This is a genomic window from Streptomyces sp. NBC_00631 (assembly GCF_045206895.1).
Lineage (GTDB): Bacteria > Actinomycetota > Actinomycetes > Streptomycetales > Streptomycetaceae > Streptomyces.
Genome location: NZ_CP107734.1, coordinates 10005674 through 10024036, shown reverse-complemented (window position 1 = coordinate 10024036; position 18363 = coordinate 10005674). Strand labels below are relative to the sequence as shown.

Here is an 18363-nt window from a genome sequence, read left to right as displayed (position 1 = left end):
TACTGTACGTGCGGCGTGATATTGCACTATTGCTGCAGTCGTAGAGTTACCGCAACATTGACCCATGGACTCGACCGTCGCGCCTCCGCAGCCGCAGTACGCCACTCACGACGTCACCAACCAGGCGCCGCCGCTCGCCCCGTACGACGCCTCCGACGACCCGGTGCTGATCGAGGGGCTGCGCCGGGAAGGGGCGGCGTGGGCCGAGGAGGGGATCCGGCGGCTCGGGGTGCTGGCCGGGAGCGCGGAGGCGCAGGAGTGGGGCGAGCTGGCCAACCGGCACGAGCCGGAGCTGCGCAGCCACGACCGGTACGGCAACCGGATCGACGAGGTCGACTTCCATCCCAGCTGGCACCACCTGATGCGGGTGGCGGTGGCGGAGGGGCTGGCGGGGGCCGCCTGGGCGGACGACCGGGCGGGCGCGCATGTCGCGCGGACCGCGGGCGGGCTGGTGTGGGGGCACACCGAGTCCGGCCACGGCTGCCCCACGTCGATGACGTACGCCGCCGTTCCCGCGCTGCGCGCCCAGCCCGAGCTGGCCAAGGTGTACGAACCGCTGCTGACCAGCCGGGAGTACGAGCCGGGGCTGCGCGTGCCGGCCGAGAAGCCGGGGCTGCTCGCCGGGATGGGCATGACCGAGAAGCAGGGCGGTTCGGACGTGCGGACGAACACGACGGCCGCCACCCCCACCGCCGAGCCGGGCGTCTACACCCTGCGCGGGCACAAGTGGTTCACCTCGGCGCCGATGTGCGACGTCTTCCTGGTGCTGGCCCAGGCACCGGGCGGCCTGTCGTGCTTCCTGGTCCCGCGCGTGCTGCCGGACGGCGGCCGCAACGCGTTCCGCATCCAGCGGCTGAAGGACAAGCTCGGCAACCGCTCCAACGCGTCCTCCGAGCCGGAGTTCGACGGGACCGTGGCCTGGCTGGTCGGGCCCGAGGGGCGGGGAGTGAAGACCATCATCGAGATGGTCAACTGCACCCGGCTCGACTGTGTGATGAACTCGGCGACCCTGATGCGCAAGACGCTCGTCGAGGCGGGTCACCATGTACGGCATCGCAGCACGTTCGGCGCCCGGCTCGTCGACCAGCCGCTGATGCGCAACGTCCTGGCCGACCTGGCCCTGGAGTCGGAGGCGGCGACCACGCTGACGCTGCGGCTGGCGGGGGCGGCGGACCGCGCGGTGCGCGGGGACGAGCGGGAGCGGGCCTTCAGGCGGATCGCGACCGCCGTCGGCAAGTACTGGGTCACCAAGCGCGGCCCGGCCTTCACCGCGGAGGCGCTGGAGTGCCTGGGCGGCAACGGTTACGTCGAGGACTCGGGCATGCCCCGGCACTACCGCGAGGCCCCGCTGCTGTCGATCTGGGAGGGCTCGGGGAACGTCAACGCGCTCGACGTGCTGCGGGCGCTGTCCCGCGAACCCGGCGCCGCCGACGCCCTGTTCGGCGAGCTCGCGCACGCGCGCGGGGCGGACGCCCGGCTGGACGCGGCCGTGACCCGGCTGAAGAACGAACTGGCCGAGACCGATCAGGTGGGGGCGCGCCGGGTGGTCGAGCGAATGGCGCTGGCGCTGCAGGCCTCGCTGCTGGTCCGGTACGCCCCGGCCGCCGTCGCGGACGCCTTCTGCGCGACCCGGCTCGGCGGCGACTGGGGGCACGCGTTCGGCACCCTGCCCGCCGGCGCCGGGTTCGACGCGATCCTGGAGCGGGCGCTGCCTGGCCGGAACTGATCCCCCTACGGCGGCCCGTGGCCGGTGACCGCCGACGGATCGCACACAGTCGCCGTCCGGTTCCGCATCGTTGTCAGTGCCGTGGTGCACACTCCGGAACAGGTGGTACTCGCCTGGGGAGGACAACGTGTTCACGGGGATCGACGAGGTCGACTGGGTCTCGCTGCGGCACGCGTACGGCAGCGCGGAGGACGTGCCCGGTCTGCTGCGCGGACTGGCCTCACCGGACGCGGCCGAACGGGAGGTCGCGCTCGACGCGATGTACGCCTCGGTGCACCACCAGGGGAACGTGTACGACTCGACACTCGCCTGCGTCCCGTTCCTCTTCGCGCTCGCTTCCCGTACGGAGGTGCAGGACCGGGGCGCCGTGGTCGAACTGCTGGTCAGCATCGGCGCGGAGAGCGCCGGTCCACGGGCTCAGGCCGCCGTCCGCGCCCGCGCCGCGGCGTTCGTGCCGCTGGCCGACGACCCGTGCCCCGGGGTACGCCGAGCGGCGGCCGGGGCGCTGGTCCGCTTCCTCGGCGAACCGGCGCGGGTGCTGGCGCTGTTACGGCGGCGGATCACGGTCGAGCGCGACGAGCAGGTGCTGCTCGCCCTCACCGCGGCCCTCGGACTGTTCGTCCGGTGCCGTCCCGCCCATGCGGCGGGGGCGGTGGAGCTGCTGGCCGCGCGGAGTGGGCCACCGTACGGCCCGACGGTCCGGCTGGCGGCCCTCGGGCAGCTGGGTCTCGGCGCGCCGGAGCGGCTCTCCGCCGACCTGGTGCCGACCGCGGTCCGGCTGCTCAGGGAGCGGTCCGAGCGGCGGGCGGCAGGTCCGGACCGGGCGGACACGGACACCCTGGTCGGCCGGATACGGCGGCTGCGGCCGTCGGACGAGGAGGGTTCGTATCTGCTGCGCACCCTGCACCGGGCGCTGGACGACCGGGTGGCGGACCGGATCGCCCTGCTCGTCGGCCAGTTGAGCAGCCCGGATCCGATGGACCGGTGCAACGCGGTGCGGATGTCGGCCGGGCTGTTCCGCGGGTGGCGGGCGGACTTCTCGGCGCCCGTCGAGCTGATAGGCACGCAACTAGGCGGGGAGCAGGACCAGTTGCGGGACGCGGCCGCCTCGGTGCTCACGGAGCTGTTCGGGCTGGCCGTGCCCGCCGCCGACGAACTGCACAGGCTGGTGACCGTGCGGCCCGACCTGTGGGTGCACACCTGGGAGCGCGGCCGGCCCTCGCTGGGCGGTCCGCTCAAGGCACTGGCCAGAAGCGGCGATCCGCGCGCGGTGCCGGCCCTGTCGCGGTTGCTGGCGAGACCGGTGGTGCCGGGGGGGCTGGGCTTCGAGATCGTGCATCTGGGCCCGGCGGCCGCTCCGCTCGCACCCGCGCTGCGGCGCCGGCTCGGCCAGGTCGACCTGGACTCGCCCCGGGCCGCCGAGCTGGCTGCTCCGCTGCTGGCGGCGCTCACCGCCCTCAAGGACCCCGCGGCGGTGCCGGAGGTGCTGCGGCTGCTGCGCGGCGCGCCGGACGGGTTGGGGGCCCGGGAGGCCCTCGTCGGGCAGGCGGTGCGAGCCCTCGACGCCCTGGGGACGGCGGCCCGGGCTGCGGCACCGGTCCTGCGCGGGCTCCTGGACACCCGGCACGCGGCCGTGGCGGCCGGGGCGCTGTGGTCGGCGGAGGGGGACGCGGACGCCGTACTCCCCGTGCTGTTGCGGGAGTTGACGCACGGCCGCAGCCGCAGCGCGCGGGCGGCGGCCGAGCAGCTGGGGCGGCTGGGGCCGGCCGCCCGCGACGCGCTGCCCGCGCTGCGCCGGCTGGCCGGAACCGGCCGGGGGTGGGAGCGGACGGCGGCGGCCGAGGCGTGGTGGCGGATCGGCGGAGACCCGGAGCCGGTACTGCCGGTGTTCCGGACCGCCTGGTCGGAGAACCCCTACGCGCGGGGCGCGATCGCGGGGTGCCTGGCCGCGATGGGCCCGGCGGGCGCCCCGCTGCGCGACCTGGTGACGGCCGAACTCGCCACCGCCCGGCGGCACACGGCCCGGCCTGGCGGGTTCGGCAGCCACGACATCGCCCAGGACGAGCAGCTGCTCTCCCACTGCCGTCAGGCACTGGCGAGCCGATGACCGGAAGCCGCGCCACCGGGCGCGGGCGACGCGATGACCGACCGCCGCGCCACCAGGCACGGGCGAGCCGGTGACCGACTGCCGTGCCACCAGGCACAGGTGAGCCGGTGACCGACTGCCGCGCCGCCGGAGGCCGGATGACCCGGTGGCCGACTGCCGTGCCACCAGGCACAGGTGAGCCGGTGGCCGACCGCCGTGCCGCCGGGGGCGGGTGTCAGCCGGTCATCCGGCCCCACTGTGGTCCGAGCCGTGCCCATTCCGCGTCCCACCGGTCCATCCGCCGCCGCTCCAGCCGGCCGCGCGCGACGAGCCCGGCGACGAACGGCACGGCGGCCGCGCTCAGCCCGACGAGGCCGCCGATCAGCGTCGCGCGGAATTGGGCCTCGGAGGCGGTGGCGGGGCGGGTGACGAGGTGCCCCCGGGGGTCCGTCCAGACGGTGACCGGAGTGCCGACCTTGCTGCCGGCCGGGACCCGCGCCTGGCCGGTGTGGGCGGAACCGTCGGCGACGGTCCAGGCCACTCTCGTCCAGACCCGTTCCCCGTCGGAGGAGTCGGACTTCGGCCCCGGCGACCCGGGCGCCTTGTCCATGACACGGGCCACGACCGGGTGCCATTCGGCGCGCTCGCGGGCCAGGCCGTCATCGACCGACCGGGCCGCCGCGAACCCGGCGAGCACCCCGGCCAGCAGGGTGAGCAGCCAGGCGCCGAGCAGCACCCAGGCCTCCATCGTGTCGGCGCGACGCTTCAGCGGGTTGCGCCGCCAGCGCCACAGCCAGACCTTCGGACCACGGAACGCCTTCAAAGGCATCCTCCTCACGCGCGCACGGACAGCCCGGACCGCCCTCCCATACGGGAGCGGCCGCCCCCTTGCTCACGGCGAACTCCGTGTCGACGGTCGCACGACCGGCCCCGCTCGCGCAGGCATCTGCCGGAACGCGTTCCGCCGCCTTGTTCGACCGACCGACACGACGACTCCGACCTGCGGTGACGCAGTCCCGGAGGTGACTGTCAGTGGCGGGGTGCAGACTGGCCGATGTCTGAAAACAGGCTGCGACAAAGGCGTCATGGAGGTGGTCGGCATGACCGAGGTACTGCTCGCCGTGGGAACCCGCAAGGGTCTGTTTCTCGGAAGGCGGCGAGGTGGCGCCTGGGAGTTCGACGAGAGCCCCTACTTCAACGCGCAGGCGATCTACTCGGTCGCCATCGACACCCGGGGTGAGCGGCCCCGGCTGCTGGCGGGCGGCGACAGCGCGCACTGGGGGCCTTCGGTGTTCCACTCCGACGACCTGGGCCGCACCTGGAGCGAACCGGCCCGGCCCGCCGTGAAGTTCCCCAAGGACACCGGTGCCTCGCTGGAGCGGGTCTGGCAGCTCCACCCCGCCGCCGCCGAGCCGGACGTGGTCTACGCGGGCACCGAACCGGCCGCGCTGTACCGGTCCGAGGACCGCGGGGAGAGCTTCGATCTGGTCCGGCCGCTGTGGGAGCACCCGACGCGCGACAGGTGGGTGCCTGGCGGCGGCGGTGAGGGCCTGCACACGGTCGTCACCGACCGGCGCGACCCGAAGGCGGTGACGGTCGCCGTCTCGACGGCCGGCGTGTTCCGCACCGGCGACGGCGGCGCGAGCTGGGCGCCGTCCAACTCCGGTGTCTCCGCGGTGTTCCTGCCGGACCCCGACCCGGAGTTCGGCCAGTGCGTGCACAAGATCGCACAGGACGCGGGCAGTCCGGACCGGCTGTATCTGCAGAACCACTGGGGGGTGTACCGCAGCGACGACGCGGGGGCGCACTGGACCGACATCGGTGCGGGGCTGCCGTCCACGTTCGGTTTCGCGGCGGCCGCCCATCCGCACCGCGCGGAGACGGCGTACGTCTTCCCGATCAACGCGGACGCGGACCGGGTGCCCGCCCAGCACCGCTGCCGGGTCTTCCGCACGGCTGACGCGGGCAGGACCTGGGATCCGCTGTCGGCGGGGCTGCCGCAGGAGGACCACTACGGCACGGTGCTGCGCGACGCGCTCTGCACGGACGACGGGGACCCGGCCGGCGTGTACTTCGGCAACCGCAACGGCGAGGTGTTCGCATCGGCCGACGACGGCGACAGCTGGCGCCAGTTGGCCTCCCATCTGCCGGACGTGCTGTGCGTGCGCGCCGCGGTCGTCGCCTGAGGACGGGTTTCCGGAAGGAGGGGGGTTTCTGTCATCGGCGGCACCGGTCCGGTCGTCCCCGGTCGTCCCGTGACCGCGGTGACCACCGCTTGATCGCCGACCCGTGTACGGCAGTAGGGTGACGCCGTGGCACCACGACCCTTGCATGAAATCGTCGAACCGGGCTGGGCGAAAGCCCTGGAACCAGTGGCCGGGAGGATCGCCGCGATGGGCGACTTCCTGCGCGCGGAGCTCGCCGCGGGACGCACCTACCTCCCGGCCGGCCCGAACGTCCTGCGGGCCTTCCAGCAGCCCTTCGACGACGTCCGCGTCCTGATCGTCGGCCAGGACCCGTATCCGACGCCGGGGCACGCGGTGGGACTGTCGTTCTCGGTCGCGCCCGAGGTACGTCCGCTGCCGGGCAGCCTGATCAACATCTACCGGGAGCTCAACACCGACCTGGGCCTGCCCCAGCCGACCAACGGCGATCTCACCCCGTGGACCGAGCAGGGCGTCCTGCTGCTCAACAGGGCGCTCACCACGGCCCCGCGCAGCCCGGCCGCGCACCGGGGCAAGGGCTGGGAGGAGGTCACCGAGCAGGCGATACGGGCGCTGGCCGGCCGCGGCAAGCCGCTGGTGTCCATCCTGTGGGGCCGCGACGCACGTAATCTCCGCCCGCTGCTGGGCCAGTTGCCGGCGGTGGAGTCCGCGCACCCCTCGCCCATGTCGGCGGACCGCGGCTTCTTCGGCTCCCGCCCGTTCAGCCGGGCCAACGACCTGCTGATCCAGCAGGGGGGACAGCCGGTGGACTGGCGTCTGCCGTGAGCGAAGGGGGCGGTGAATCCCCTGGCGCGGGGTTCCTCGCCGTCGATTCCGGCGGCTCCGGGTTACGGGCCGTCGTCGGCGTGCCGGGCCGCGAGCCGTCGGCTCCGCGGGTGTCCCGGGAGCCGGTGCGGACGGGGGCGCGGGGCCTGGACCCCGGGCACCTGCTGGAACAACTTCTGCCCATGGCACGGGCGTCGGCCGACTCGTACGGGCTGGAGCGGATGACGACGGCCGTCGTCGGTGCCGCCGGGCTGGCCAGTCTCGGGGACGCGCTGCGGGCCGAGCTGCCGGGCGCGCTGGCCCGCGAGCTCGGGGTGCGGACGGTCGCGCTGGCCGCCGACGCGGTGACCGCGTACGTCGGTGCCCTGGGTCCGCGGCCGGGCGCGGTGGTCGCCGCCGGGACCGGGCTGATCGCGATCGGCAGCGATCTCACCGGGTGGCGGCGGGCGGACGGCTGGGGACATCTGCTGGGCGACTGCGGCAGCGGCGCCTGGATCGGCCGGGCCGGCCTGGAGGCGGCGCTGCGCGCCTTCGACGGGCGCGACGGCGGCTCGGCCGCGTTGCGGGCCGGTGCCGAGGAGCGGTTCGGACCGCTGCCGGGGCTGCCCGGGCAGCTCTATCCGCGCGCCGACCGGCCCGCCGTACTGGCCTCCTTCGCCCCGCACGTCGCGGACTGCGCCGGTGCGGGTGATCCGGTGGCGGCCGCGATCCTGCGTGCCGCCGCCCGGCACCTGGCCGAGTCGGCCGCCGCCGTCTGCCCCACGGCGGGTGCGCCCCGAGTCGCTCTCACCGGCGGCCTGTCGAAGCTGGGCGACCCGCTCCTCGTACCACTGGCCGACGAGTTGGCGCGGCTGCTTCCGCAGGCTCGGCAGGTGCCGGCGGAGGGCGATCCGCTGCACGGAGCGGTACGCGTCGCGAGTGACCTGGTCACCGGGCGGCTCACTCTGCCGGGTGATGAAAAACTGCTCTCCGTTGTGCACATAAAACTTGTACATACAAAAGGGGATTGATCCTATTGGGACACGAAGTATCCGACAGGTGACGGGATCACCCCTGAATCATGCGTAACTCATCAGACAAAACCGGACGGATACCGCTCACCTGAACCCTCCCCGAACAAGGGAACCCAGATAGCCAGTAACATGCGGCGCCATGAGCTCCCCCACTGGGCCCGCGTCCGGCCTGCCAGTACGAATGCCGCGACCCCGCCAGCCCGGACGGCACCGCCGCCCCGAACCGCTGGTGGCTCCCGAGGACGCGCCCGCGCTCGTTCTCGCGGTGCCGGGAACGCCCAGCACGGCCACGCGCGGCCTCGCCGAGGAGGTCGTGAGCATCGCCCGCTCCGAGCTGCCCGGACTGGACGCCCGCATCGGCTACCTGGACGGGGACGACGCGGAGTTCCCCACCCTCCAGTCCGTACTCGCCCGTGCCGCCGAGGAGCGCACCGCCCGTTACGAGCGGGCCGTCGCCGCCGGTGTCGAGGGGATCAAGACCCCCGACGGCCCGGTGGCCGTCGTCGTGCCGCTGCTGGCCGGTCCGGACAGCGCGCTGCTGCGCCAGCTCCGCCACGCGGTCATGGAGAGCCGGGTCGCCGCCGACCTCACCGACGTCCTCGGCCCGCATCCGCTGCTCGCCGAGGCGCTGCACGTGCGCCTCTCCGAGGCGGGTCTGGCCCGTGCCGACCGTGCCCGGCTGTTCACCGTGGCGACGGCCGCGGACGGCATCATCCTTGCCTCCGTGGGCGGCGACGAGGCCGTGCAGGCCGCCGGGATCACCGGCATGCTGCTCGCCGCGCGCCTGGCCGTGCCCGTGATGGCCGCGGCGCTGGACCAGGACGGTTCGATCGCCTCCGTCGCGGAGCAGCTGCGGAATTCGGGGTCGCAGCAGCTGGCGCTGGCGCCCTATCTGATAGGGCCGGAGATCGACGCGGCGCTGGTGGCCGCGGCCGCGGAGGAGGCCGGTTGCGCCACCGCCGACCCGCTGGGGCCGTACCCGGCGATCGGCAAGCTGGCGCTGGCCAAGTACACGACGGCGCTGGGCATCGCGCCGCAGCAGCCGCAGGGCGCGCCCGTGCGGTGAGCCGACACCGGCCGACGGCTCCCTTTCCTGGAGAGGGGGCCGTCGCCTGTTCTCTGGGGTGGTGCAGGCTGTTCTCGGCTGCCGGCCGGTGGGGGCTGGTCGCGCCCACGCGGCAGAGCCGCACATGAACACAGCCCCGCGCCCCTGAGGGGGCGCGCCAGGCGTCCTCAGTCGAAAACGACGCAGGAGGCGGCCGGGACCTCCACCGAGCCGTCGTAGCGGGGCTGGCCCGTCTGCTGGTCGATCGTGAACCAGGTGATGTTGCCCGAGCGCTCGTTGGCGGCGTAGAGGAAGCCGCCCGACTCGGTGATCGCCCGGGGCCAGTGGCCACCGCACGGGACCGTCGCCGTCAGGTGCAGTTGGTCCCCGTCGACCGTGAACGTGGTCAGGACGTCCTCGCCCCGGGTCGCCGTCCAGACGAAGCGGCCGTCGGGGGAGACGACGATGCCGGACGGATAGGCGTCGCCGGCCGGGGCGCCGGACAGGACCGGGGTCTCGGCCAGCGGCTTGAGCGTCCCGGTGCCGGCGTCCCAGCGGCAGACGGTCACGGTAGGGGTGAGTTCGTTGACGACGTAGGCGTACCGGCCGCCGGGGTGGAAGGCCAGGTGGCGGGGGCCGGAGCCGGGGCGCAGGGCGAACTCCCGGTGGAGGACGGGCGCGCCCTCGTCCAGGGTGCAGACGCGGACCGAGTCGGTCCCCAGGTCGACGCTGACCGTCCAGCGGCCGCTCGGGTCGGGCTGCACCTGGTGGGCGTGCGGGCCGCGCTGACGCCGCTCGTGCGGGCCCGAGCCGGTGTGCTGGAGCTGGCCCGAGGGGACGGGGGCGAGGGCGCCATCGGGACGGACGGGAACGGCGGTGACGCTGCCGGAGCCGTAGTTGGCGGTCAGGACATGGCCGCCGAAGACGCTGAGGTGGGTGGGACCGCTGGCGTCGACCGGGACCGGTGGCCCGGCGAGGCGCGGTTTGTCGTCGTGGACGTGGTACGCGGCCACCGCACCGTCGGCGGTCTCGCTGACCGCGTACAGCGTGCGCCCGCCGGGTGCGAGCGCCAGGTACGACGGGTCGGGGACGCCGTCGACACTCTCCAGGAGGGCCAGGGCGCCGCTGTCCGGCCGGACCGCCGCCGTGACGACCCCCGGGCCGCCCGCGGCCGTGAACGACCCGATGAACGCCCTCCGTCGCCTGCCGCCGTCTGTCACCGCTGTCCCCTATCGCTGCGAGCCACCACGAGCCGGTACGAGGCAGTACGAGTCGGTACGAGCCCGTCCGGGGCCGACGGTAGCAGCTGGCGGTCTAGACCAGGATGTGCGGGGCGGCGCGTCTCAGGCGCCGACCAGGGGCGAGCCCGAGGGCGCGCGCAGCGGCTCGGCGAGTTCGGACAGGGCGCGCTCCAGGCCGTGCAGGTGGGCGAGGGCGGGTTCGGCGGGCGGCTCGGCGGGATCGGTGATGTGTTCCGAGCCCCTGGTGAGCGCCTCGACGGCTGCCTCGACGCGCCAGCAGGCGGCGGCCAGCCGGGCGTCGTGCGAGGCCTCGGGGTCGGCGGCGACGGCGACCAGGCCGCGGATTTCCCGGGCGCAGTCGTCCAGCAGGTCGAGGACGCGGCGGGCGCGGCGCCTGCGGGCACGCATCGGGTTGAGCGGGTGCACGAGAGGGGCGACCGAGAGCCGTACCCGGGCGAGGAGCTGTTCCAGTTCGGCCACCCGGGGTGCCGGGTCGGCGGTGGCGGAGCCGGCGAGCCGGGCGGCGGCCTCGGCGGTGCAGGCGTGCACGCAGCGCAGGGCGCGCTGGATCCACGCGTCGGTGGTGAGGTGGGTGGTGACCGGCAGCACGAACAGCACGGCGAGTACGGCGCCGAGGGCGCCCACCGCGGTCTCGGCCAGCCGCAGCGCCAGCAGGCCGGGGGTGAGGACGCCGAGGAGGCCGTAGAGCAGTTCGGCGAGGAAGGTCACCCAGAGCATCATCCAGGTGTAGGAGACGGCGGCCGTGTAGAAGATGCCGAAGACGGCGGCTGCCACCAGGACGGCGGTGGCAGCCGGGTCACCGTGCACGGGCGCGGCGACCAGCAGGCCCAGCGCGATGCCGATGACGGTGCCCAGAACGCGGCGGAAGCCCCGTACCAGGGTCTCGCCGCGCGAGGCCGTGTTGACGAAGATCCACCAGGTGGCGCCGACCGCCCAGTACCAGCGCTGACCGGACACCAGCTGGCCGGCGACCAGCGCGAAGCCGGCGCCCGCGGTCGCCTGGACGGCCTGCCGGGTGGTCACCCGGGCCAGGCCGGTGCCGGTGGGCGGGGCGGGAACCGGTGGCGGGGGCAGGCGGCGCTCGTAGCACCAGAGGCCGAAGCGGACTGCGGCGGCGCTGAGCACGGAGAGCAGGACGGCGGCGTACAGCTCGGGCAGCCGGCCGGGCGTGGCATGCAGGAACTGGGCCACGAAGAAGGTCATGAAGGCGAACACGCCCAGGCTGTGGCCGCGCGGCCCCCAGCGGCGCGCGTACACGCCCGCGCCGACCACGGCGAGGAAGACCAGGTCGCGGGCGACCGGGACGTCGTGCAGTTCGGCCGCGGCCGTGAGCACCGGCAGGCCCACGACGGGCAGCAGCACGGTGGTGATCGCCTGTCCGCGCACGGTGGCGTCCGCGACCGTGAACAGCGCGAGCAGTGCCGCGAGGCCGCCGGTGACGGCGCCCGCGACGGAGTGCCCGGCGAGTGCGCAGACCACGACGGCGAGGCCGATGCCCAGCACGGCGCGCGCGGCGAAGCGCAGCCGCACCCGCCCCGGGTCCGGAGCCACGAACACCCTCTTCAGCACTGCTTCCCCTCCCGCGGACGGCACGGAAAAGGCGCCGCGGGGGATCCGCAGCGCCATCGACACACCCATGAGAGCATCAGCACGGCGACTGGCTCAAGTGACGTCGATTTCGCTGGGACAATGGTCCCCCCACGGCGAGCGCCACATGACGGTGCGGATGCCAATGGCCCAGGTCAGCGCGGCGCACCGGTGAGCCATTGGTACAGTCGTACGTCATGACCGTGGACGAGCTCGACACCCGCATCCTGCGGCTGCTGCTGGAGCAGCCTCGCACCAGCGTGCGCGAGTACGCCCGGATTCTCGGGGTGGCCCGGGGCACACTGCAGGCCCGGCTGGACCGGCTGGAGCGCGACGGTGTGATCACGGGTACCGGCCCCTCCCTCTCCCCCGCCGCACTGGGCCACCCGGTGCTGGCCTTCGTGCACATCGAGGTCACCCAGGGGCATCTGGACGACGTCGGGGACGCGCTGGCCGCCGTGCCGGAGATCGTGGAGGCCTTCTCGATCACGGGCGGCGGGGATCTGCTGACCCGGGTGGTGGCGCGGGACAACGCGCATCTGGAGGACGTGATCCAGAAGCTGATCAGCCTGCCGGGCGTGGTGCGCACCCGCACCGAGATGGCGCTGCGTGAACGCGTTCCGCACCGGCTGCTGCCGCTGGTGGAGTCCATCGGCCGGGCCGCCCGCGCGTAACGGCATCCTGGTTCCATGAACGGTCTCGGCGGCCTCTCGGTCATCTTCGATCTCGACGGAACACTCGTGGACAGCGAGCCGAACTACTACGAGGCGACGCGGCAGATGCTGGCCGGGCACGGCGTCCCGGACTTCACCTGGGCGGAGCACGAGCGCCTCGTCGGCATCAGCACGCTGGAGACGGTGACCCTGCTGCGCGACCGCCATGGACTGCGGCCCTCGGTGCCCGAGTTGCTCACGGAGACGAACCGGCGCTATCTGGAGCTGGCCCGGACGGGCACGCACGCGTACCCGGAGATGCGGAAGTTCGTGGAGCTGCTGGCGGCCGAGGGGGTCCGGCCGGCGGTGGCCTCCGGCTCCTCCCCCGAGGCGATCGAGGCGATCCTGGCCGGCACGGGCCTGGGCGCGTACCTGCGCACGGTGGTCTCCGCCGACGAGGTGCCGCGCGGCAAACCGGCCCCCGACGTCTTCCTGGAGGCGGCCCGCCGCCTCGGAGCCGCCCCGGCCGACTGCGTGGTCCTGGAGGACGCCGCTCCGGGCGCGGCCGCGGCCCACGCCGCCGGGATGCGTTGCATCGCGATCCCCTATGTCGCCGCACACGCGGACGCCCCCGGCTTCGGCACGGCCGAACTGCTGCTGCGGGGCGGCCAGGCGGAGTTCACGGCCCGCGGGGCGTACGACTGGCTGGTCCGGGCGGCCCGGTCCGGCTGACGGTGTGGCCGGCCAACTGGTCGTCTTTTCAAGGGAATGCGTGGGGTATCACGTTTTGCGGAGTTGCGCAATCGATGGGAAAATCGAGGAGGCGAGCTCGTCGGCAACATGTGGCTCTCAGCTCATCTGGAGGACCGATGACACGCCTCGCCACACCCAAGTACGAGGAGAACGTCCCGGAGACCGTGTACGGCTATGTCTCCGCGAAGTCGCAGGGCGGAGTGCCGATGCCTCAGGCGACCGACCTCTCGTCCGCGCGGCCGTTCCACGCCGGAGACGACGACCTGGCGCGCGCCAAGGAGCACGCGCGCGCGGCAGGGCTGACCGTGACGGCCGAAAGCAGGCTGGGATTCGCGGTGTCGGGGACGCCTGCCGCGTACGAGCAGCTCACCACCGGACGGATCGTCAGCTACGAGGTCCGCCAGCGGACGGAGATGCAACGAGTGCGGGACGTCACGCACCTCGACATCATCGGCGACCGGCAGCCCGAGGCCCTGGGCATCGGCGCCGCGCCGCGCGAGGACGCCATCGAGGCGGTCGCGCTGGAACAGCCGCGGATCGCGATGCACGTCCTCCCGGTCTCCGCCGATCCCCCGACGGTCGCCGGGTTCCACCTCACCCTCCCCGACGACGTGGCCCGGCTGCTCAACGCCGGCCCCGCGCACGACGCCGGCGAGACGGGACACGGGGTCCAGGTCGCCATGGTGGACACGGGTCAGTTCGCGCACCCCTTCTTCGCCGCCCACCACTACGACGTCGCCCCCGCGGTGACCGTCGTCGCGGGCACCAAGCCGACGGAGGACCCGGTCGGACACGGCACCGGCGAGTCGGCGAACATCTTCGCCGTGGCGCCCGGCGCACGGCTGCGCCCGTACCGGGCGAGCAACCCGAAGGGCGATCTGGTCGCCGCCATGGCGGGCTTCATGCGCGCCAAGTCGGACCGGCCGCAGATCATGACCAACTCGTGGGGCGGGGACGGACCGTTCCCACCCGACGGACCGCCGAGCCAGCCCGACATCATGGCGGCCCTGGAGATCCAGGACGCTCTCGACCACGGCATCGTCGTCGTCTTCTCGGCGGGCAACGGGCAGTTCTCCATCGAGCCACAGGTGCCCGGCGTCCTCGCCGCCGGCGGCGCGTTCGTGGGGCCGACGGGTGCGCTGCGCGCGTCGGACTACGCGAGCGGGTACGTCAGCCCCTGGTTCCAGGGGGTCGTCGTGCCCACCGTGTGCGGTCTGGTCGGCATGCTGCCCCGGGCCCAGTACCTGATGCTGCCGGTGCCGCCCGGCTGTGAGATCGACGTCGAGGAGAGCAGCCCGGATCCCCACGACCCGTCGTTCGACCGGACGGCCAAGAACGACGGCTGGGCGGAGTTCTCGGGCACCTCGGCGGCGGCACCGCAACTGGCGGGAGCGGTGGCCGTACTGCTCGGAGCACGGCCGGAGCTCACTTCGGCCCAGGTCGTCGAGGCCCTGTCCAGCACCACCGTCGACGTCACCACCGGAAGGAACGCGTTCGGGAACCAGGCGCGTCAGGGCCACGACGACGCCACCGGAGCGGGCCTGGTCGACGTGAGCGCCGCGTTGGACTTCGTCCTGGCCAGGTTCGCGTAGCACCACCCCCGTGCGCCGCGCACGGAGCGCGTCGGCGCCCGCGAGCGAACACCGTCACGCTGGGCGGGCGCCACCCGGACGGCGCAGTCGGCCAGCCGTTCGCTCCGCCGGTCGTGCGATGCCCGGGATGACTGCATAGCGTGGCCGCATGACCACGACCTGGGCAGAACCGCAGCCGCCGGCCACCGACGACCGGCGGTGGCGGGCGCTCGGGGTCTGTCTCGCGGCGGGCTTCATCTCGCTGCTCGACACCTCGATCGTCAACGTGGCGCTGCCCTCGATGGAGCGCGGACTCGGCGCCACGGAGGCCGCCCAGTCCTGGGTTGTCTCCGGCTACGCCCTGACCTTCGGGCTGGCACTCGTCCCGGCGGGCCGGCTCGGCGACATGCGCGGGCGGCGCCAGGCCTTCCTGATCGGGCTCGCCGTGTTCACGGTCGCCTCGGCGGCCTGCGGGCTCGCCGCAAGCCCCGACCGGCTGGTGGTGTTCCGGCTGATCCAGGGCGCGGCGGCGGGCATGGTGGCGCCGCAGACCTCGGGGCTGATCCAGCAGATGTTCCAGGGCGCCGAGCGCGCCAAGGCCTTCGGGCTGCTCGGCAGTGTCATCGGGGTCTCGACGGCGGTCGGTCCGCTCGCGGGCGGTCTGATCATCGACGCGGTAGGCACCGACGACGGCTGGCGCTGGGTGTTCTTCGTCAACCTGCCCATCGGGGTCGCCGCGTTCGCCGCGGGCCTGCGGCTGGTGCCCCGGTTCCCCGCGTCGGCGGACCGGCGGGAGCGGTTCGACCCGCTCGGGGTACTGCTCCTCGGCTCCGGCGTGCTCGCCCTGATGCTGCCGCTGGTGCAGGAACAGCAGTGGACCGGACGGCAGAAGTGGGCGCTGCTGCCGGTGGGCGCGGTGCTGCTGGGCCTGTTCTGGGTGTGGGAGCGGCGGCAGGGCCGGCTCGGACGGGCACCCCTGGTCGATCTGAGCCTGTTCTCGCTGCGGTCCTTCACGCTCGGCGCCGTGGTCAGCCTGACCTACTTCGCGGGCTTCACCACGATCTTCTTCGTCCTCGCCCTCTTTCTGCAGAACGCGGCGGGCTACAGCGCGCTGGCCGCCGGAGTCACGGTGCTGCCCTTCGCGGCCGCCTCGGCGGTCGGTGCCGCCCTGGGCGGCCGGCTGGTGGTGCGCCACGGGCGCAAGCTCGTCGTCATCGGTCTCGCCGGGGTGGCGGTGGGGCTGCTCGGGATCGTCGCGGTGGTGCGGCTGGTGCCGTTGGACAGCATCGGGTGGGCCGCGGCGGTACCGATGATCATCGGAGGCATCGGCTCCGGTATCACCGTCTCCCCCAACACCACGCTCACCCTCACCCTCGTCCCGGTGAAACGGGCCGGTGCGGCCGGCGGGGTGCTCCAGACCGGCCAGCGCGTCGGATCGGCGGCCGGGATCGCGGTGGTGGGCTCGGTGTACTTCGCCCACCTCGCGCACCGCGGCCCGGCCACCGAGGCGCTCCAGCTGGGCCTGCTCACATCCGTGGGGTTCATCCTGGTGGCGCTGGGGCTGGCGGTGGCGGACCTGGGAGAGCGGGCGAAGGCCTCGGAGCCGCCGGAGGCAGCGCAGCCGCCGGTGGCAGCGCGGACCCCGAAGGGCTGAGACCCGGGCGTCCCCCGCCTCCTAGGCGGCCACCGCCTCCACCACCGAGAGCACGGTCGGTGTCGGTACCACCCGGGACAGTTTCAGACCCGCGGACTCGAACAGCGTGGCGAACTCCGCCTCGGTGCGCTCCCGGCCCACCAGACACGCCATCAGCAGCAGGTCGAGTGCCTTGGCCTGATGGGGTGCGTTGCCCGGCGGCACCACCGCGTCGACGACCAGGATCCGCCCGCCCGGCGCCAGCGCGGCACGGCAGCGGTCGAGGAGGGCCACGCACTGCTCGTCCTCCCAGTCGTGCAGGATCCGCTTGAGCACGAGGACGTCGCCCTCCGGTACGGCGGTGAAGAAGTCGCCGCTCTCGGTGGTCCAGCGGCCGGTGGTCCCGGGCGTGTCCAGGCGGTGCCCGGCCAGCACGTGCGGCTGGTCGTACAGGACGCCGTGCAGACCGGGGTGGCGGCCGAGGACCGCCAGCAGCAGGCCGCCGTGGCCGCCGCCGACATCCACGACCGTCCCGGTGCGCGGGAGGTCGCAGGCCGCGGCGATGGGCTCGTTCTCGGCGTCGGACATCGCGGCCATGCCGCAGTGGAAGACATCGGCGCAGTCCTCGTCCTGCCCGAAGTACTCGAAGAACGGCAGCCCGAAAAGGTGCTCGAAGGCGGAGGTCCCCTCGCGCACGCAGCGACTCAGGTCGGCGGTGGGCAGCCACATGCTGCGGTCGGTGTTCATCAGCACGGCCGCGCGCGCCGAGCAGGGCGCGTCGGTGCGCAGCGCGTCACCGGCGGCGGTGAGCCGGAAGCGGCCGCCGGCGTCCTCCTCGAAGACACCGCGCGTGGCGAGCAGCCGGAGCACCCGGTGGAGGTTGCGCGGGTCGGTGCGGGTGGCCGCGGCCAGTTCGGCCGGGGTGCGGGGGCCGTGGGCCAGGTGGTCGGCCACACCGACGACCGCGGCGGCGCGCAGAGCGGCCGGGAACAGGTAACCGAGCGATTCGTCGACGAGGAACGCGGACGAGGCACGGGGGTCGACGGTTTCGTCCGGGGCTGCTTCTGGGCTCACGGCGCCTCCAGCGGCGGGATGTCCGGGATGTCCGCAGGCATCGTGACATTGCGCGGCCCCGGGATCGCGGAAGGTGATCGGGGCGCGCGGAAGCAGATCGGGAGCGGGCGTGCGGCAGGCGGCCGGCCGTCGAGGCGCGGCCTACGAGCGACGGCGGGGCTTGCCGCGTTTGGCGGACTTCGCGCCGGTGGCACGCGCGCGTGCGGTACGGGCGGCCGGCTTCTGCGTCTGGTGGGCCTTGGCCGGCGAGGGCTGCGCGCTCTTGGACGGCTTGGCGGCCTGGCGGCCCCGGGTGCTGTTGACGGTGCGGCCGCGGACGATGCCGATGAAGTCGTCGACCAGGTCCGTGGTGGCCTCCTCGGGCCAGGACAGGGCGACGGTGGACTCGGGGCCGTCGGTGAGCGGCCGGTAGGTGAGGTCCCGGCGGTGGTAGAGGCGGGCCAGCGACTGCGGGACGACCAGGAGGCCGACACCGGCGGCGACCAGCTCGACGGCGTCCTCGGTGGTCGCGGGGCGCTCGAAGGCGGGCTCGCCGGGCGGGGCCTCCCAGTCGAAGACGTCGTCGAGCGGGTGGAAGAGGACCTCGTCGCCCAGGTCGGCGACGGTGACCTCCTCGGCCGCCGTGATCACGTGGTCCTTGGGAACGACGACCACCGGGATCTCGGTGTAGAGGGGGATCGCGCTGAAGAACGCACGGTCCACCGGGAGCCGTACCAGACCGGCGTCCGCGTCACCCGCGCGCAGCAGGTCGGCGGCCTCGGCGGCGGGGACCTGGCGCAGGGTGAGCGGGATGTCGGGCAGGCGCTCGTTCCAGATCCGAACCCATTTGGCGGGCGTCACGCCGGGGACGTACGCGAGCCGGAACGACGGTGTTTCCTCCGAGCCTGTCACCAGCCCAGGTTAACGGGCCGCGAGGGGCCGTCCGGCATCGGGCACGGCCGACGGCCGCATCGGCCGGGGCCGGGGCTCC

General features: G+C 73.9%; 15 protein-coding genes. 10 read left to right on the top strand and 5 right to left on the bottom strand.

Annotated elements, in window-relative coordinates; translation table 11 throughout:
- Positions 1 to 64 precede the first annotated feature (64 nt).
- Both OHB00_RS45060 and OHB00_RS45055 read left to right on the top strand, forming a co-directional pair.
- The gene (locus OHB00_RS45060; RefSeq protein WP_406443937.1) at positions 65 to 1726 is read left to right on the top strand and encodes an acyl-CoA dehydrogenase family protein; all 1662 of its coding nucleotides are present in this window, start codon (positions 65 to 67) and stop codon (positions 1724 to 1726) included.
- A 127-nt stretch (positions 1727 to 1853) separates the two neighbouring features.
- Positions 1854 to 3833 (top strand): HEAT repeat domain-containing protein, encoded by a 1980-nt coding sequence (locus OHB00_RS45055; protein ID WP_406443936.1) that lies wholly within the window; start codon positions 1854 to 1856, stop codon positions 3831 to 3833.
- A gap of 214 nt (positions 3834 to 4047) precedes the next feature.
- Here OHB00_RS45055 and OHB00_RS45050 read toward each other — a convergent pair whose 3' ends face one another.
- On the bottom strand, positions 4048 to 4641 hold the full coding sequence (locus tag OHB00_RS45050) for a hypothetical protein (protein ID WP_406443934.1): 594 nt from the start codon (positions 4639 to 4641) through the stop codon (positions 4048 to 4050).
- Between the two features lie 271 nt (positions 4642 to 4912).
- Between OHB00_RS45050 and OHB00_RS45045 the strand changes: the two genes are divergently transcribed.
- The 4 genes from OHB00_RS45045 (at position 4913) to OHB00_RS45030 (ending at position 8881) form a co-directional block, all read left to right on the top strand.
- Positions 4913 to 5998 carry a WD40/YVTN/BNR-like repeat-containing protein gene (locus OHB00_RS45045; RefSeq protein WP_406443932.1) on the top strand — a complete coding sequence of 362 codons (1086 nt, stop codon included), beginning with the start codon at positions 4913 to 4915 and terminating at the stop codon, positions 5996 to 5998.
- Positions 5999 to 6124: 126 nt separating this feature from the next.
- Complete coding sequence (locus OHB00_RS45040) at positions 6125 to 6802, top strand: uracil-DNA glycosylase (protein WP_406443931.1); 678 nt, start codon at positions 6125 to 6127, stop codon at positions 6800 to 6802.
- Positions 6799 to 7812: an N-acetylglucosamine kinase gene (locus tag OHB00_RS45035; protein ID WP_406443929.1), complete on the top strand. Its 1014-nt coding sequence runs from the start codon at positions 6799 to 6801 to the stop codon at positions 7810 to 7812. The genes OHB00_RS45040 and OHB00_RS45035 overlap by 4 nt, the downstream gene beginning before the upstream one ends.
- 142 nt (positions 7813 to 7954) lie before the next feature.
- The gene (locus tag OHB00_RS45030) at positions 7955 to 8881 is read left to right on the top strand and encodes a sirohydrochlorin chelatase (RefSeq protein WP_406443927.1); all 927 of its coding nucleotides are present in this window, start codon (positions 7955 to 7957) and stop codon (positions 8879 to 8881) included.
- 167 nt (positions 8882 to 9048) lie between these two features.
- Here the strand turns inward: OHB00_RS45030 and OHB00_RS45025 are convergent, their stop codons facing one another.
- Positions 9049 to 10080, bottom strand: coding sequence for a lactonase family protein (locus OHB00_RS45025; protein WP_406443925.1), 1032 nt, complete (start codon positions 10078 to 10080; stop codon positions 9049 to 9051).
- 123 nt (positions 10081 to 10203) lie between these two features.
- Positions 10204 to 11691 (bottom strand): FUSC family protein, encoded by a 1488-nt coding sequence (locus tag OHB00_RS45020; RefSeq protein ID WP_406443923.1) that lies wholly within the window; start codon positions 11689 to 11691, stop codon positions 10204 to 10206.
- A gap of 215 nt (positions 11692 to 11906) precedes the next feature.
- Between OHB00_RS45020 and OHB00_RS45015 the strand changes: the two genes are divergently transcribed.
- The 4 genes from OHB00_RS45015 (at position 11907) to OHB00_RS45000 (ending at position 16340) form a co-directional block, all read left to right on the top strand.
- Positions 11907 to 12383 carry an Lrp/AsnC family transcriptional regulator gene (locus tag OHB00_RS45015; RefSeq protein WP_406443921.1) on the top strand — a complete coding sequence of 159 codons (477 nt, stop codon included), beginning with the start codon at positions 11907 to 11909 and terminating at the stop codon, positions 12381 to 12383.
- A 15-nt stretch (positions 12384 to 12398) separates the two neighbouring features.
- Positions 12399 to 13094: an HAD family hydrolase gene (locus tag OHB00_RS45010; protein WP_406443920.1), complete on the top strand. Its 696-nt coding sequence runs from the start codon at positions 12399 to 12401 to the stop codon at positions 13092 to 13094.
- 137 nt (positions 13095 to 13231) lie between these two features.
- The gene (locus tag OHB00_RS45005; RefSeq protein WP_406443918.1) at positions 13232 to 14707 is read left to right on the top strand and encodes a S8 family serine peptidase; all 1476 of its coding nucleotides are present in this window, start codon (positions 13232 to 13234) and stop codon (positions 14705 to 14707) included.
- 148 nt (positions 14708 to 14855) lie between these two features.
- Positions 14856 to 16340, top strand: coding sequence for an MFS transporter (locus OHB00_RS45000; RefSeq protein ID WP_406443916.1), 1485 nt, complete (start codon positions 14856 to 14858; stop codon positions 16338 to 16340).
- Positions 16341 to 16361: 21 nt separating this feature from the next.
- Here the strand turns inward: OHB00_RS45000 and OHB00_RS44995 are convergent, their stop codons facing one another.
- On the bottom strand, positions 16362 to 17393 hold the full coding sequence (locus OHB00_RS44995; RefSeq protein WP_406443914.1) for a methyltransferase: 1032 nt from the start codon (positions 17391 to 17393) through the stop codon (positions 16362 to 16364).
- A 141-nt stretch (positions 17394 to 17534) separates the two neighbouring features.
- Positions 17535 to 18284, bottom strand: a complete 750-nt coding sequence (locus OHB00_RS44990; RefSeq protein ID WP_406443913.1) for a LysR family substrate-binding domain-containing protein — start codon at positions 18282 to 18284, stop codon at positions 17535 to 17537.
- Positions 18285 to 18363 lie beyond the last annotated feature (79 nt).

Coding starts and splice junctions, on each gene's coding strand:
- OHB00_RS45045 (WP_406443932.1), top strand. CDS start 4,913: ATGACCGAGGTACTGCTCGCCGTGGGAACCCGCAAGGGTCTGTTTCTC.
- OHB00_RS45000 (WP_406443916.1), top strand. CDS start 14,856: ATGACCACGACCTGGGCAGAACCGCAGCCGCCGGCCACCGACGACCGG.
- OHB00_RS45060 (WP_406443937.1), top strand. CDS start 65: ATGGACTCGACCGTCGCGCCTCCGCAGCCGCAGTACGCCACTCACGAC.
- OHB00_RS45015 (WP_406443921.1), top strand. CDS start 11,907: ATGACCGTGGACGAGCTCGACACCCGCATCCTGCGGCTGCTGCTGGAG.
- OHB00_RS45005 (WP_406443918.1), top strand. CDS start 13,232: ATGACACGCCTCGCCACACCCAAGTACGAGGAGAACGTCCCGGAGACC.
- OHB00_RS45010 (WP_406443920.1), top strand. CDS start 12,399: ATGAACGGTCTCGGCGGCCTCTCGGTCATCTTCGATCTCGACGGAACA.
- OHB00_RS45030 (WP_406443927.1), top strand. CDS start 7,955: ATGAGCTCCCCCACTGGGCCCGCGTCCGGCCTGCCAGTACGAATGCCG.
- OHB00_RS45050 (WP_406443934.1), bottom strand. CDS start 4,641: ATGCCTTTGAAGGCGTTCCGTGGTCCGAAGGTCTGGCTGTGGCGCTGG.